A 13,177-nucleotide genomic window follows, 5' to 3' on the forward strand; every position below is an offset into this window, starting at 1 on the left:
GTTTTTTCTTCTGCGAACGAAGGAGCGCCTCTTTCCGGACTCGTGTTCGAAGTGATTGTCGAAGCGTCGCCACTTCGCCCCACTCCTCCCCAATGATTGATTGGACGAACGGAAGTGCTTCTTCAAGCGAAAGATCACCCGCTAACGACTGCGCTTTTTTCAGCGAATAGGGTGTCGGTTGACGATACCAGTCAGCGAGGGCTTGTAGTCCTTTCTCCCGCCCTTGTTCAGCTTTCGTCCGTCGCTTCGGACGATAAGGGAGATAAATATCATCGACTTGTTGCAGGCTCGTCGCCGCTTCAAGCGCCCGTGTCAATTCCGGCGTCGCCTTCTCGAGTTCTTCAAGTTTGGCGAGGACGTCCGTCTTACGCTTGTGCAAACTCTCTTCATATTGTAAGGCGTCGAGAATCGCTTTGATTTCGACTTCATCGAGATTACCGGTCATTTCTTTACGGTACCGGGCCATGAACGGAATCGTCGCTCCGTCCGCGGCAAGTTGTTGCACCGTCTCGACTTGACTCGTCTTCAACTTCAACTCTTTTGCGACTTTCGTAATCAATCGAATCACTTCCTTTTCTCTTCTCTCTAGAAGTGTAGCAAACTCACGCCTAGACGACAAAAAACGATGACTATTTAGTCATCGTTTGAAAATACTTCGTTGAGCGGGACTTTGATGGCCTCACGTAACTTCTCAAGTGCGCGTCGCTGCAAGCGCGATACGTGCATCTGCGAAATCCCGAGGAGTTCACCCGTCTCTTTTTGGCTCATGTTTTTATAATAAGCACATTCTAAAATCGCCTGTTCCCGTTCGTTCAGCACACTGAACGCTTTTTCAAGGATGAGGCGCTGGTCGACCGATTCGTAGCCACGTTCTTGGCTTCCGACAAGGTCGAGGAGCGTGACGGTCGAACCTTCGTTGTCCGCTTCGATTGAGCTGTCGACGGAAAGGGCTTGGTAGCTCTTGCCCATCTCGAGCGTCTCGAGAATCTCTTCATCGGAAACGCCGAGGTAATCGGCAATCTCATCGATTCGCGGTGAACGTTGCAACTCGGTCGTCAATTCTTCGACCGTCTTCTTGATTTTCGGTCCAAGCTCTTTAATCCGGCGTGGAACGTGGACGCTCCACGTCTTGTCACGGATGAAACGCTTGATTTCACCGATAATCGTCGGAACGGCAAACGACTCGAAACTGCGTCCAAACTCAGGGTCGAAACGACGAAGGGCAGCGAGAAGTCCGATCATGCCGACTTGAACGAGGTCGTCATGAATGGCCCGGCCTCGCGAAAACTTTCGTGCAAGCGCCTCAACGAGGTCCGAGTATCGGTTAATGAGGAGCATTTGGACTTCTTCATTTTGATCGTCCTGTTGATAACGCTCGATCCACTCTAATACTTCATCATCACTGTGATGGCGTTGTTGAGATTTTGCTGGCACTCTGATCCACCTCGTCCCTGTTAAGGAGTTTCGTCATCGTCACCTTGACACCATTGTCCTTGTTGATCGAGACGTCATCCATTAAGGCTTCAATGAGGAAAAGACCGAGTCCTCCTTCGTGAAGCGATTCAATTTCAGCCGTCTCTTCGACTGGCGCCGCTTGGCGTTTCACGTCGTCGGCAAATGTTTTGCCCGAGTCCTCGATCGTCATCTCGAGACGATCTTGATGGACGCCACACGTGAGTTTCACTTCACCTTCTTGGTCTTCATAAGCATGTTGAACAGCATTGCCACAGGCTTCCGAGACCGCGATTTTAATATCTTCGATCTCGTCGTACGTATATCCCATACGGTTAGCGATTCCTGAGACGACTAAACGGACCACACCGACATACTCCGGTTTGGCCGGGAACGTCATCACCGTCTGTTCGATGTTACTCATTGCGTGCCACCTCTTACGTTTGTATTGATCGAAAGCAACTTGTGCAGTCCTGTCAATTCAAAGAGACGATTGACGCGGTCGGTGACGCCGACGAGCGACAACTCTTTCTCATTACGTTTGGCTATTTTAAGGGCACCGACAAATACGCCGAGACCAGTTGAATCCATATAGTCCACTTCATCCAAATGAACGGTAACATCTTGTTCCGTGATAGCCGGGTGCAAGACTTCCTTCAATTTTGGTGCGGTATATGTATCCACTTCTCCGGATACGTAAAGGTGTAATTGTTCTCCAATGACTTGCTCGCGAATCGCTAAATCCATCGTATATTCCCTCCTAATGTGCGTACAGAAAAATTGAGTACGATTAAACTAAATTCCCGTTTTACAGAATTCTAAACTATTTTTTAAAGATTTTTTTGAAAAAAAACCGATACCCATGTATCGGTTTCTTTATATGTAAGCTAGAGAGGGATTAATCCCAGACTAATCTCTAGCGCTCGGTCAACTTTGTGCATCGTCTCATCATCAAGATGAGTGACTTTATCCGTCAGACGACGCTTATCAATCGTTCGAATCTGTTCAAGTAAAATCACGGAATCTCGTTCGAGACCATGTTTGACTTGATATACCTCTACATGAGTCGGCAGTTTTGCTTTCTGGATCTGAGCCGTAATCGCAGCGACAATGACGGTCGGGCTAAAGCGATTGCCGATATCGTTTTGAATGACGAGAACCGGACGAACTCCACCTTGCTCTGAACCGACTACGGGCGACAGATTCGCATAAAACACGTCACCACGCTTTACGATCACTCCGCTCACACCCCGCTTACTTGACGTAAGAGAGCATGTTCGGCTTCCGTCTCAATCATCAGCATCTCTTCTGCCATATTCAAATTAAACGCGGCCATCTCTTGATAGCCTCTCGCCAATTCTTCGCGCAGTGTTTGTTGTCGATCAGCAATTTCTTTGGACAAGTACGTCACTACATCGTTCAATGACAATGATTCACGGTCTTTCATCGAAATCGGACCCCCATGCTGCGAGAACCGATCTGGAACGGACGCTAAAGCACCCGCAGTTCGCTGTTTCAACATCTTACACCTCCAGAATCGTTTCAATGACTGGCGGAAATATTCCCGCGTTCTTTACCAATATAACACGCGAGTTTGGGAAAATATAGAGAATTCCCGAAAGAATTCAGATAATTTCACACGTTTTCCGCTTTACACATAACGTCGCGGGAGGCGATTCGTTAATTGACAGACGACCTCATAGTTGATTGTCTCGAGATGCGTGGCCAGTTCGTCAATCGCGACTGGTCCGCCGATGAGCGTGACCACAGTTCCGACCGGCAGCTCTTTAGGAAGCCTCACCATGAAGCGATCCATGCAGACACGACCGATAATGGGACAGCGCTCTCCATTGACGTCTACTTCGAAGCCGCTCGCTTTACGAATCCAGCCGTCGGCATATCCGACCGGCACGGTACCGATCCACTCATCTTCAGTCGTCGTATACGTCGCCCCGTAGCTGATCGTCTGTCCAGCTTCGAGTTGCTTCACTTGCATGAGCTTGCTCTTCAACGTGAAAGCCGGACGTAAAAATGAATAGAAGGAAGCCATTTCAGCTGACGGGTAGAGCCCATAAATCGCAATTCCGACCCGCACCACGTTGTACGGTACGTCTTGTCCGGCCATGCGGATCGCTCCGGCCGAGTTTGACGTATGGATGTAGCGGAATCGCGAGTGGAGTCCATCTATCAACTGACCGAACCGCTCCTGCTGCTCATAGTAAAGCTCACTGTCCGGCTCATCCGCTGTCGCAAAGTGCGTATAAATCCCTTCGACGGTAAAACGGTCATCTGCCGCTTCTAAAAGGGCATCAAGTTCGGCGCGGGTCCGCAGACCGAGACGACCCATCCCCGTGTCGACTTTCACATGAACGGTGAGTGGACGGTCAGAAAGATGCGTGCGCGCCTCACGCAACCAGTCGGCCGAAAAGACGGACAACGTCACATCGTGTTCGGCTGCGACGCCCGCATATTCTGGGAACTGGGCCTCCATGACGAGAATCGGCGCTTTAATCCCGGCCTCTCGGAGCTCGATGGCTTCCTCGAGTAAGGCCACGCCGAGCATCGTCGCTCCGTTATCAAGCGCGATCTTTGCCACTTCGACGGCACCATGCCCGTAAGCGTTCGCTTTGACGACGGCCATGAGCGCTTGCGGGATCCGTTTTTTGATTTCGATTACGTTATGTTTGATCGCCGCCCGATCGATTTCAATCCAACTTGGACGAAACATCGTGATCCCCCTCTTCAATGATGACTTGTGCCACGGCGTATTGCTCGCTGTGGCTGATACTCATATGAATCCGGCCTGAGTACGGCGCCGTCATATGCGGCCGTCCGGTCTCATCCGGTAAAATTTCGATTTGTTGCCACGACAGGCCCCGGGCAATCCCGGTCCCGACCGCTTTGGCATACGCTTCTTTCGCCGCAAATCGTCCAGCGACGAATTCGATGCGCCGTTGTTCTGGATAGGCGTCCGCAAGCGCCCGCTCGGCTGTGGTCAACAGACGTGCGACGAAACGGTCATTTTTGAGCGAGCGAGCAATCCGCTCGAGCTCGACGATATCGATTCCGATTCCCACAATCACAGGACACTCGCTCCTTTCCTTTTTCACTCGTTTCCTTATACAATTAAGGAAAGAGGTGATGTTATGTTTAGTCGTACTGAGAATGTTCAAACGTTCGTCCGGGCGTATCCACTCGTAACGCTGTTCATTGTAATCCAACTGCTCGTGTTTGTCATCGATTCTTTGGTCCCCGACCTCCGGATCGTCGCACTCGGCGGGTCATTCCATCTCGCACTCGCCCAAGGGGAATGGTACCGTCTCTTGACGGCCAACTTCATCCATTTAGGGCTCGGTCATTTGCTGTTCAACTCGTTCGCTTTGATTATATTCGGACCTGCCATGGAACGCATGGTCGGTCACATCAAGTTCGCCGTGTTCTATATCGTGGCCGGTGTGCTTGCCAACTTGCTCACGTTCTTCACGGTGAGTGAACTGTTCTACCTGCAAGCCGGTGCTTCAGGTGCGATTTTAGCGATTCTTGGCTTCTATGTGTACATCGGTCGGTTCCGCCGGACGCTCATCTATAGCCAGGACGCGCGACTCGTCTATATCTTCGTCGCCATTAGCGCCGTGTTCACGCTCATCGGGGCGAACGTATCACTTTGGGGACATGTGTACGGCTTCCTTGCCGGGTTCTTGCTCGCGATCCCGCTCTCCCGGTTCGCGGTGCCGTATTCGCGCCCGCTCCGTCATGGGAAGTACCAACCACGCAAGTATTCCCCGCCGATCATTCATACGGGTGAAGGCAAATGGATTTTTTACGTAATTGTCGGACTGGCCGTGTTCGGCCTGTTCGCCCGCTTTTTGTAATCACTAGTGCTCCTGAAAAGCAGACGGGTTTCGTCACGTGACCGATTTGTTTTCAGGAGCTTTTGTATTCGTGAAACATTTATCATATAGGGACAGCGATGAAGACAACATAAAAAACAGCCCGGCGCAACAGCACCGGACCGTGAATATGAATTAGATTTGATTTTTGTGACGAGCGTCTTGGAGCGCGTCGACCAAGTCTTTCACATCTTCGACGAGATTTTGAATCGTATCTTGGTTCTCTTCGTAGAGCGCCTTCAAATCCATGACGCGATCTTTCAAGCTCCCTTTCGATGAGGCTTGAAGGCCGACCGAATGGCTTTGTGTTGACGCATCCTTTGACTTGAGTCGTGATTTCATATGTTTGAGCTGGCTGACTTGTTGTTCGCGCGTCTCTCTGTGGAGAAGCGATGCCCCGGCTCCGATGACGGCACCTGCGGCCATTCCCATCCAAAAGTAGTTCTTGTTCATAAAAAATCCTCCCCTAACATGACGTTATGTTTATTATAGGTCATCCGCTTCATCGACGACATAGTGTTTTATGATTGGACCGGCTCCTTTTTGTTCGACGGCTTCTTTCAGCCATTCTTGGAACAAGACATAGTCGGTCGAATCACGGAAACGATTTCCGCCCTCGGTGAATTGGATGAAGATAATCCCGTGGTGATCGTCCGGGTCGACACCGAGCCGATAGGCGGCAAAACCGCTATGGCCAGACCCAAGACGTGATTTGTCTTTCAACAAGCGATGGAACAAGAGCGACCGGGCGTTCGAATCGACCGGAATGTTCGCATAGACAATATTCCCTTTCGAGGCGAATTGTCCTTCCGCTTCTTCGATTTGAAACGTCTTCCCGCTTTGGAAGGGAGACTTGTCGCCCTCTGCGAGCAAAATCGTCTCGGTTCCGTTGGCGACAAGGATACCGGGTTGTTGACGCAATCGTTCAGCGACAGTTCCTGAGGCAAACGTCATGAACAGTTTAGACAAGCCCCTCACACCCTTTCGCGAGCATGATGTCTTTCTCCGTGATTCCACCTTCGTCATGCGTGGACACGGTCAATGTGACGTTCCGATACTCGATCAAGATGTTCGGATGATGATTGAGCTCCTCCGCCAAATCAGCGACGAGATGGACGAACTGAATCGCCTCTGGAAACGTCTCGAGCCGATACGTCTTTTGTAATTCCCCTTCAACAACATCCCAGCCATTTAAGCGGGATAGTTGCTCTGACAGTTCGGTTGATGACAGCAGCATGTGCTGATTCCCCTTTCGCAAACGGTTCTTCTTACACCTAGTACCCGACCCTGATCAAAAATAATCTTTTTCGCATCACGCAAAATGATTTAGAATAAGAAAGATAACCAACTATTCTTTACATGAGAGAGGAGAGCTCCCCATGCGAGCATTGATTGTGATCGATTACACGTTTGATTTTATCGCAGATGCGGGTCGTTTGACTTGTGGAAAACCAGGGCAAGACATAGAAGAACGAATTGTCCAGTTGATCGAGGAGTTTGCGGACGAGGATTATGTCGTCATCGCGAACGATGTCCACGACGCCGGCGACACGTATCATCCTGAGACGACGCTCTTCCCGCCCCACAACATCCGCGGTACAGAGGGCCGTGAATTATACGGTGCCGTCAAAACAGCGGTGAGCCGGGCCGATCATTGGATCGATAAGACACGCTATAGTGCCTTTGCCGGCACAGACCTCGACTTGCGCTTGCGCGAACGGGCCATCACAGAGATTCATCTCGTCGGTGTGTGCACGGATATTTGTGTGCTTCATACCGCTGTCGACGCTTACAACCTCGGCTATACAATCGTCGTCCACGCCGACGCCGTCCAAAGCTTCAACCCAGTCGGCCACGATTGGGCGCTCGAACATTTTGTCACGACCCTCGGAGCAACGGTGACCGGGAAGTGACGTAAAACAGAAAGGATCGATTATGTTACATCGCAACTTAGCACTTCACACAGACTTATACCTCCCGCGTTGGATGTATATCTATTGGAAACAAGGCCGTCACAACGAACGAGTCGTGTTTGACCTATACTATCGCTCAAACCCGTTCAGCGGAGGGTACGTCGTCTTCGCCGGCCTCCAAAATATCGTGCATTATTTAGAGAACGTCTCATTCACGGAAGAAGATATCCGCTACTTGAAACAGCAACTCGACTTCGAAGACGAGTTCGCGGATGTGCTCCGTAACTTCAAGTTCACGGGCTCGCTCTACAGTGTCCGTGAAGGAGAAGTCATCTTCCCGAACGAACAAGTCGTCCGCATCGAATCGACGATCTTTGAGGCGAAGTTGTTCCAGACGGCGCTCTTGAACATCGCCAACCACGAATCACTCATCGCGACGAAATACGCGCGCATCCGCCAAGCTGCGCCGAACGAGACACTACTCGAAGGCGGTGCTCGTCGCGCCCAAGGCGTCGATGCTGCGTACTACGGAACACGGGCCGCCTATATCGCCGGTTTCGACGTCACGAGCTTGGTTTCGGCCGGACGTGATTTTGACGTCCCGACCGGTGGAACGATGGAGCACGCCGATATCCAGTTCCACGATGACGAACTCGAGGCATTCCGCTCGTTCGCCTCGATGTACCCGGACAATACGAGCCTGTTGATCGACACGTACGATACGCTCAAGTCAGGTCTCCCGAACGCGATCACGGTCGCCAAAGAACTTGAAGCGAAAGGCTACCGCTTGAAGTCGGTCCGACTCGACTCGGGTGACTTGGCCTACTTGTCGAAACGGGCCCGAAAAGCATTGAACGCGGCCGGACTCGATTACGTCAAAATCGTCGTCTCGGGCGACCTCGATGAGTACGTCATTCAAGACTTGCGGATGCAAGGAGCTGAAGCCGATACGTTCCTCGTCGGGACGCGCGGTATCACGGCCTATGAGCAACCTGCACTGGGTATGGTGTACAAACTCGTCGCCCGCGAAGGCGCCGACGGGAAGCTGAAGCCGGTCATCAAAGTGTCGTCTTCGAAAGTGAAAACGACGACTCCGCACAAGAAAGAATTGTATCGCATCATCGATAACGAGACCGGGAAGTTCAAAGGTGACTATATCGCCCTTGCCGACGAACCAGTCGAGTCGTATAACGAAATTGACTTGATTGACGTGCGCGACCCCGCGTTCCGCATCAAGACACGTAACTTTAGCGTCAAACGTTTGCTCGTCCCGATTTTCCAAGACGGCGAACGCGTATATGAGTTACCGAACGCGACAGAAATCCGCACGTATCATCAAGAGCAGATGAACGGTCTGTGGGAAGAGTACAAACGCCTCCGCTTGCCGGAAGTGTACTCGGTCACATTCAGTAAACCGCTCTGGGACTTGAAGCTCGAAATGATTCGTCAAACTCGGATTCCGAAATAAAAACAAGAGGCTACGGATTTTTTTCCGTTAGCCTCTTGTTTTTATGCCGTCGTCATCTCATTCGCATGGATTTTATCTTCTTTTCTCCGAAAGTAAAGGGCGATCGAAAGAGAGATCAAAATCAATATGAAGTAAACGGTCCGTTGCCAAAACGTCGCTTCCGTATCCCCTCGGAACAACGCGATGATATAGTCGCTCCCGCTCACGAAGAACAAGCCCGCGAGCAAAAGGAAGATTCGATATCCGGCCCGACTCCGCTCCTGCTTTACTTTGAAGAAAAGGACACCATAATAACCGATTGCTAGAATCGCGATATACCCGATTATGCCAACAACCCAACTCATCTTGATGCCTCCTTGTCCTCTATTTTTTTTACGTCGCTTCCCCGCTATCGTAACACAATCTTCGAATCAGACTGTGTTAAGATGAGTTAAAGAAAATGTGGAAGGGATCGATACGATGAAAACGTTCCGCCTAGTCCAAGTTCGCCTCGTCCAAGACGAGTACGGCAACGAATTGAACCTGCCCGTCGAACTGGTCGATGGGTTGATCATCTCAAAAGAGCACGACAACGAATGGCTCCTCGAGATGCTCGTACCGACTGAATTTGCCGTCACGCTTCATCATTACTTGAATAAACGAATCCTGCTTCTCGCCGAGGCCGTCATCACGTCTCCATCGAACCGGCCGGCCGCCCTCGCCTTGACGTTCACGAGTGAACGGTCGCTGAGCGACCATCACACGTTCGTCGCCGAAGGGCTCATGCTGATGCCGAAACAAGACCCGACCAAGCAAGTGCTCGATTCGTTGATTTCCGAAGGCGTGGCGAACGCCGAACTCAAACCGTCCTTCTTCGAAAAACAAGTCGAACAACAGCAGTCGTTCAGCCGCTCCGCCTTCACACAGCTCGTCAAGACAGGATCGTTCGAATAAGTCGAACGGTCTTGTTTTTCTTTCCCCGTTTTTATAAATAACTCAACCCAAAAAGGCGAAGAAATTTCTTCGCCTCAAATGTAGATGAAAAACAAGATGACCATCATCGTCATCCCGACAACTTTGAGCACCGTGCTGCCGAGGAAAGCGAGTACGGTCCCGACACCGATACTCCACGCTTCACGCGTCGACTTCCCGAGCGTGAGTTCCGCTAAAAATGCGAAGATGAACGGGAAGATGAGTACCCCGACGAGCGGGAAGATGAACGGACCTGCGATCAATCCGATCGTCGCTCCCCACTTCGCCCGTTCGGAACCGCCTCGTTTATCGACCGTCGCCCGAGTGACGATATAGTCGACTACGAACAAGAAGATCAAAAATACGGTTTGCCAAAGCCAAAACGTCCATGTGAGCGGCTCGAACGAGAATCCAAAACCGTAAATCATATAACCGATGAATAAGAACAAGACGCTCGGGATGACCGGATAGATCAGACCCGCGAACGCGACAACAAACGATGCGATGATGAAAATCCAGAGCAATGTCGTCATGAGCTTCTCCTCACTTCGCGACGATCACATTCGTAATATGGTCGGCGACATTGACCGCCTTGACCACGAACTGACCATCTTGATATTCGATATAGTTCGAGCAGGCGTTGCGCATGGCGTGGCGGAACGTATACGTGTCGTCAATCGCCGATAAGGCGGCTTTAATTGCATGTGAATGACAGACGACGATGATACGTTTTCCAGCATGCGCCTCGACGATGTCTTCCATGCCGCTCAAGACCCGGGCCCGCATCTCATCTTCTGACTCGAGACCCGGGACGCGGTCTTGATCATCGGCTTGGACAGCTTCGTAAATACCAGGCACCGGTTTTCCCGACGCATGACCGAACTCCCGCTCAATGAACCGTTCGTCCTGAATAATCACGCCTGGGTCAATGCCGCACGCCTCTGCGATGTAGCGGGCCGTATCCATCGCTCGCGAAAGCGGGCTCGCGACGATCACGTCCCATGATTCTTGGCTTAAAAAGGCCGCACTCTCTTCGGCCTGCCGATGTCCGAGTGCGTTGAGCGGGATATCTTCCCGCCCTTGAATGATTTCTTGAAAATTCCAATCTGTCTGACCATGTCGGACCAAACAAAGTTCTGTCACGCGAGTCACTCCTTTTTGATTCCTAAATCCTACCCCATCGTACCATCTTTGAAAAAAAGCGCAACGTCACATCATCGCGTCATCGATGAAACGATCGATCCGGGCCATGAGTTGTGTTTCTTTGATCGGATTATCGGATTGGAGGAAACTCGCTAACGAATGGGTGCCGTTCGGAAAAGAAATCAATTGCACGTTCGCGCCGACCTCGCTCGCATGCTCCACGAAATGGAGTGCTTGCCCGAACGGAACGATGGGGTCTTTCTTCCCATGCAAAAGGAGAATCGGCGGGGCATCATCGTACAGATGCGTGACCGGAGAACACTTCACCATCAGTTCGCGCCACGCCTCACGACTACCTTCGTAAAACTTCAAATGGGCGAGCCACGTCTGGATGAACTTGAACAACAAGAAGTTCGTCGGCGGATAAAGGGCGATGACACCTTTCACCGGCGGCACGTCATCGCCGAGTTCTCCTATAAACTGCTTGCTTCGGTCGAGTGCTGTCGCAAGGACAAGTGCCGCGCCTGCCGAGTCGCCCCAGACAATCAATTTGTCGATGTCAAGATTGAGTAGACCGTCGTGTTGTTTGAGATAGCAAAGCGCATCGGAGACGTCGATGATGTTGTCCGGGAAATAGACCCCGTCCTCGAACAGACGATAATCGATGCTGATGACCGCGAATCCTTTTGCGAGGAAGTGGTCGAGCAATGGATGGAACAACGTCACCATGCCTCGATTCCCTCGAACGAATGCCCCGCCGTGTGCATAGACTGCGACCGGAAATGGTCCTTCGCCGGGTGGGTAGTACACATCAAATTGGAGCGGACGGTCATTGACAATCTTGTACGTGTGAGTCCGGCGTTTACGGGTCGAGGGACACACCGGCAACTCAGGCTCTTGCCAACGCACGAGCGATCCGTATTGGTTCCATACGCTTGCCCCGGCTGCGGTGGCGGCCGCGAGCGCCGCACCACCGACGAACCAGGCGGTCTCCTTTCTCATATACATCCACTCCTCGTTCTTTTTTTTAATCATATTCCCTTTTTCTCGAAAAACCATCCATCTGAAGTCGGACTTGACGTGTTCGCATTCGCCCCCTATAATATAAAACGCAGCCTCAGAACGTAACGGTTACGATTTAAAGGTTTTATATAGAGAGGACAGGTGGAGAGAGTTATGAACAAAAAACTTTTAGGTGTCGCCGCTGCCGGGACACTTTTATTAGGTGGTTGCGCAAGCAATGAAGAGGGCGGTGCCACAGAGGAAGCCAACGACCAGTTGACCGTATATGCGTCAACGTTCGCGTTGAAATCATTCGCCGAGGAGATTGGCGGCGACCGCGTCCGCGTCGAGATGGTCATCCCGCCTGGTGCCGACCCGCACACGTACGAGCCTACCTCAAAACAAATGACAGACATCGCTGAAGCGGACTTGTTCTTGACGGTCGGCTATGACCTCGAGCCATACGTCGAGTCAATGGAGAAGAGCTTGGCCAATGAGAACGTCACATTCGTGAAAACGGCCGAAGACATCACCCTTTTATCGGCTGATGACACGGTCCACGTCCACGGTGAGGACGAGCATAGTGAAGAAGACGAGCACGGACATGATGACGATGACCATGCTGAGGAAGAAGCCGGTCATAGTGAAGATGACGGCCACAACCACGGTCAATACGACCCACACGTCTGGCTCGACCCAATGAATGCCGTCTCGATGGCCAAAGCGGTCGAAGCGGCCTTCAGCGAACAGGCCCCTGACTATAAAGATGAGTTTGCGGATCGCTTGAGCGCCTTCAAAGAAGAAGCCGATACGCTCGACGCCGAGCTGAAAGCGGCAGTCGAGGGCGGTTCGAAGTCAGAGCTGCTCGTGACGCACGCCGCCTATGGCTACCTAGCGGAGCGCTACGGATTCGACCAACTCCCAATTACAGGTCTCACGCCTTCGGAAGAACCGTCACAACAGGCGTTGAAGCGCGTCATCGAAGAGGCTCAACTTCACGACTTGAAATACATCGCCTTCGAGGACACGGTTACCCCGAAAGTCGCCCAGGTCGTTCGAAATGAGATCGGCGCGGAGACGGTGACGATCTATAACTTGGAATCGGTCACGAAAGAACAGATGGACAAGAGTTACTTCGATCTCATGCGTGAAAACGTCAAAGCGCTTGAGACGGCATTGAAATAAGACAAAAAAACTCGGCGCTGCGGCGTCGAGTTTTTTTGTCTAAATGGTAAAACTAGCGTTTGGCGTTGTCCTGTAGAATTCGTTCCGCGACCAAGACGTAGACTATAGAAACCAAAACGCCTACGGTACCTGGTAGAACGGCGACAATTGGGTCGGCCAAATATGAGGCCGGG

At 51.5% G+C, this 13,177-nt stretch carries 20 protein-coding genes (1 of these 20 cut by a window edge); 5 read left to right on the top strand and 15 right to left on the bottom strand.

Annotated features, from left to right (window positions below):
* The 8 genes from FED52_RS12170 to acpS form a co-directional block, all read right to left on the bottom strand.
* Positions 1-568 carry the 5' end (the start) of a Tex family protein gene (locus FED52_RS12170; protein ID WP_431189068.1) on the bottom strand. Its footprint begins 1,568 nt before the window's first position, so 568 of the gene's 2,136 nt are visible here — the first part of the coding sequence; the start codon lies at positions 566-568; the stop codon falls past the left edge of the window.
* A 65-nt stretch (positions 569-633) separates the two neighbouring features.
* On the bottom strand, positions 634-1,434 hold the full coding sequence (gene sigB / locus FED52_RS12175) for an RNA polymerase sigma factor SigB (protein ID WP_016510526.1): 801 nt from the start codon (positions 1,432-1,434) through the stop codon (positions 634-636).
* On the bottom strand, positions 1,400-1,876 hold the full coding sequence (gene rsbW, locus FED52_RS12180) for an anti-sigma B factor RsbW (RefSeq protein WP_021068184.1): 477 nt from the start codon (positions 1,874-1,876) through the stop codon (positions 1,400-1,402). Before rsbW ends, sigB begins: the two co-directional genes overlap by 35 nt.
* On the bottom strand, positions 1,873-2,199 hold the full coding sequence (locus FED52_RS12185; RefSeq protein ID WP_021068183.1) for an STAS domain-containing protein: 327 nt from the start codon (positions 2,197-2,199) through the stop codon (positions 1,873-1,875). The genes rsbW and FED52_RS12185 overlap by 4 nt, the downstream gene beginning before the upstream one ends.
* 140 nt (positions 2,200-2,339) lie before the next feature.
* Entirely contained in the window at positions 2,340-2,690 is a 351-nt protein-coding gene (locus FED52_RS12190; protein WP_029596222.1) for a type II toxin-antitoxin system PemK/MazF family toxin, read from the bottom strand.
* Between the two features lie 5 nt (positions 2,691-2,695).
* Positions 2,696-2,974: a hypothetical protein gene (locus FED52_RS12195; RefSeq protein WP_034780874.1), complete on the bottom strand. Its 279-nt coding sequence runs from the start codon at positions 2,972-2,974 to the stop codon at positions 2,696-2,698.
* Positions 2,975-3,103: 129 nt separating this feature from the next.
* Entirely contained in the window at positions 3,104-4,180 is a 1,077-nt protein-coding gene (gene alr, locus FED52_RS12200) for an alanine racemase (protein WP_138860032.1), read from the bottom strand.
* Entirely contained in the window at positions 4,158-4,535 is a 378-nt protein-coding gene (acpS, locus tag FED52_RS12205) for a holo-ACP synthase (RefSeq protein ID WP_034780870.1), read from the bottom strand. The genes alr and acpS overlap by 23 nt, the downstream gene beginning before the upstream one ends.
* Before the next feature lie 63 nt (positions 4,536-4,598).
* On the opposite strand from acpS, the gene FED52_RS12210 reads away from it, so the two are divergent.
* Complete coding sequence (locus tag FED52_RS12210; RefSeq protein ID WP_138860033.1) at positions 4,599-5,324, top strand: rhomboid family intramembrane serine protease; 726 nt, start codon at positions 4,599-4,601, stop codon at positions 5,322-5,324.
* 153 nt (positions 5,325-5,477) lie between these two features.
* Here FED52_RS12210 and FED52_RS12215 read toward each other — a convergent pair whose 3' ends face one another.
* Genes FED52_RS12215 through FED52_RS12225 form a run of 3 tightly spaced genes read right to left on the bottom strand, consistent with a single transcriptional unit; the run spans position 5,478 to position 6,579 of the window.
* Positions 5,478-5,795, bottom strand: coding sequence for a hypothetical protein (locus tag FED52_RS12215; RefSeq protein ID WP_034780861.1), 318 nt, complete (start codon positions 5,793-5,795; stop codon positions 5,478-5,480).
* Positions 5,796-5,828: 33 nt separating this feature from the next.
* The gene (locus tag FED52_RS12220; RefSeq protein WP_235420248.1) at positions 5,829-6,311 is read right to left on the bottom strand and encodes a hypothetical protein; all 483 of its coding nucleotides are present in this window, start codon (positions 6,309-6,311) and stop codon (positions 5,829-5,831) included.
* Positions 6,304-6,579 carry a 4a-hydroxytetrahydrobiopterin dehydratase gene (locus FED52_RS12225; RefSeq protein ID WP_034780860.1) on the bottom strand — a complete coding sequence of 92 codons (276 nt, stop codon included), beginning with the start codon at positions 6,577-6,579 and terminating at the stop codon, positions 6,304-6,306. The genes FED52_RS12220 and FED52_RS12225 overlap by 8 nt, the downstream gene beginning before the upstream one ends.
* 142 nt (positions 6,580-6,721) lie before the next feature.
* On the opposite strand from FED52_RS12225, the gene FED52_RS12230 reads away from it, so the two are divergent.
* Entirely contained in the window at positions 6,722-7,255 is a 534-nt protein-coding gene (locus tag FED52_RS12230) for a cysteine hydrolase family protein (RefSeq protein ID WP_138860034.1), read from the top strand.
* A 22-nt stretch (positions 7,256-7,277) separates the two neighbouring features.
* Positions 7,278-8,723: a nicotinate phosphoribosyltransferase gene (locus FED52_RS12235; RefSeq protein WP_138860035.1), complete on the top strand. Its 1,446-nt coding sequence runs from the start codon at positions 7,278-7,280 to the stop codon at positions 8,721-8,723.
* 41 nt (positions 8,724-8,764) lie between these two features.
* Here the strand turns inward: FED52_RS12235 and FED52_RS12240 are convergent, their stop codons facing one another.
* Positions 8,765-9,067 carry a hypothetical protein gene (locus FED52_RS12240; protein ID WP_034780857.1) on the bottom strand — a complete coding sequence of 101 codons (303 nt, stop codon included), beginning with the start codon at positions 9,065-9,067 and terminating at the stop codon, positions 8,765-8,767.
* A gap of 115 nt (positions 9,068-9,182) precedes the next feature.
* Between FED52_RS12240 and FED52_RS12245 the strand changes: the two genes are divergently transcribed.
* Positions 9,183-9,656, top strand: a complete 474-nt coding sequence (locus tag FED52_RS12245; protein WP_138860036.1) for a YwpF-like family protein — start codon at positions 9,183-9,185, stop codon at positions 9,654-9,656.
* 74 nt (positions 9,657-9,730) lie between these two features.
* Here the strand turns inward: FED52_RS12245 and FED52_RS12250 are convergent, their stop codons facing one another.
* The 3 genes from FED52_RS12250 to FED52_RS12260 form a co-directional block, all read right to left on the bottom strand.
* Positions 9,731-10,207 (bottom strand): DUF456 domain-containing protein, encoded by a 477-nt coding sequence (locus FED52_RS12250; protein ID WP_138860037.1) that lies wholly within the window; start codon positions 10,205-10,207, stop codon positions 9,731-9,733.
* Positions 10,208-10,217: 10 nt separating this feature from the next.
* Positions 10,218-10,817 (bottom strand): histidine phosphatase family protein, encoded by a 600-nt coding sequence (locus FED52_RS12255; protein WP_138860038.1) that lies wholly within the window; start codon positions 10,815-10,817, stop codon positions 10,218-10,220.
* Between the two features lie 66 nt (positions 10,818-10,883).
* Positions 10,884-11,819, bottom strand: a complete 936-nt coding sequence (locus tag FED52_RS12260; protein ID WP_138860039.1) for an alpha/beta hydrolase — start codon at positions 11,817-11,819, stop codon at positions 10,884-10,886.
* A 174-nt stretch (positions 11,820-11,993) separates the two neighbouring features.
* Here FED52_RS12260 and FED52_RS12265 point away from each other — a divergent pair, with 174 nt between their 5' ends.
* On the top strand, positions 11,994-13,004 hold the full coding sequence (locus FED52_RS12265) for a metal ABC transporter solute-binding protein, Zn/Mn family (RefSeq protein ID WP_138860040.1): 1,011 nt from the start codon (positions 11,994-11,996) through the stop codon (positions 13,002-13,004).
* The last annotated feature ends 173 nt before the right edge of the window (positions 13,005-13,177 follow it).

The sequence above is a fragment of the Exiguobacterium mexicanum genome (assembly GCF_005960665.1).
GTDB classification, from domain to species: domain Bacteria; phylum Bacillota; class Bacilli; order Exiguobacteriales; family Exiguobacteriaceae; genus Exiguobacterium; species Exiguobacterium mexicanum_A.

Coding starts and splice junctions, on each gene's coding strand:
- FED52_RS12235 (WP_138860035.1), top strand. CDS start 7,278: ATGTTACATCGCAACTTAGCACTTCACACAGACTTATACCTCCCGCGT.
- FED52_RS12210 (WP_138860033.1), top strand. CDS start 4,599: ATGTTTAGTCGTACTGAGAATGTTCAAACGTTCGTCCGGGCGTATCCA.
- FED52_RS12230 (WP_138860034.1), top strand. CDS start 6,722: ATGCGAGCATTGATTGTGATCGATTACACGTTTGATTTTATCGCAGAT.
- FED52_RS12240 (WP_034780857.1), bottom strand. CDS start 9,067: ATGAGTTGGGTTGTTGGCATAATCGGGTATATCGCGATTCTAGCAATC.
- FED52_RS12215 (WP_034780861.1), bottom strand. CDS start 5,795: ATGAACAAGAACTACTTTTGGATGGGAATGGCCGCAGGTGCCGTCATC.
- FED52_RS12245 (WP_138860036.1), top strand. CDS start 9,183: ATGAAAACGTTCCGCCTAGTCCAAGTTCGCCTCGTCCAAGACGAGTAC.
- FED52_RS12225 (WP_034780860.1), bottom strand. CDS start 6,579: ATGCTGCTGTCATCAACCGAACTGTCAGAGCAACTATCCCGCTTAAAT.
- FED52_RS12260 (WP_138860039.1), bottom strand. CDS start 11,819: ATGAGAAAGGAGACCGCCTGGTTCGTCGGTGGTGCGGCGCTCGCGGCC.
- FED52_RS12185 (WP_021068183.1), bottom strand. CDS start 2,199: ATGGATTTAGCGATTCGCGAGCAAGTCATTGGAGAACAATTACACCTT.
- FED52_RS12250 (WP_138860037.1), bottom strand. CDS start 10,207: ATGACGACATTGCTCTGGATTTTCATCATCGCATCGTTTGTTGTCGCG.
- FED52_RS12195 (WP_034780874.1), bottom strand. CDS start 2,974: ATGTTGAAACAGCGAACTGCGGGTGCTTTAGCGTCCGTTCCAGATCGG.
- FED52_RS12265 (WP_138860040.1), top strand. CDS start 11,994: ATGAACAAAAAACTTTTAGGTGTCGCCGCTGCCGGGACACTTTTATTA.
- rsbW (WP_021068184.1), bottom strand. CDS start 1,876: ATGAGTAACATCGAACAGACGGTGATGACGTTCCCGGCCAAACCGGAG.
- alr (WP_138860032.1), bottom strand. CDS start 4,180: ATGTTTCGTCCAAGTTGGATTGAAATCGATCGGGCGGCGATCAAACAT.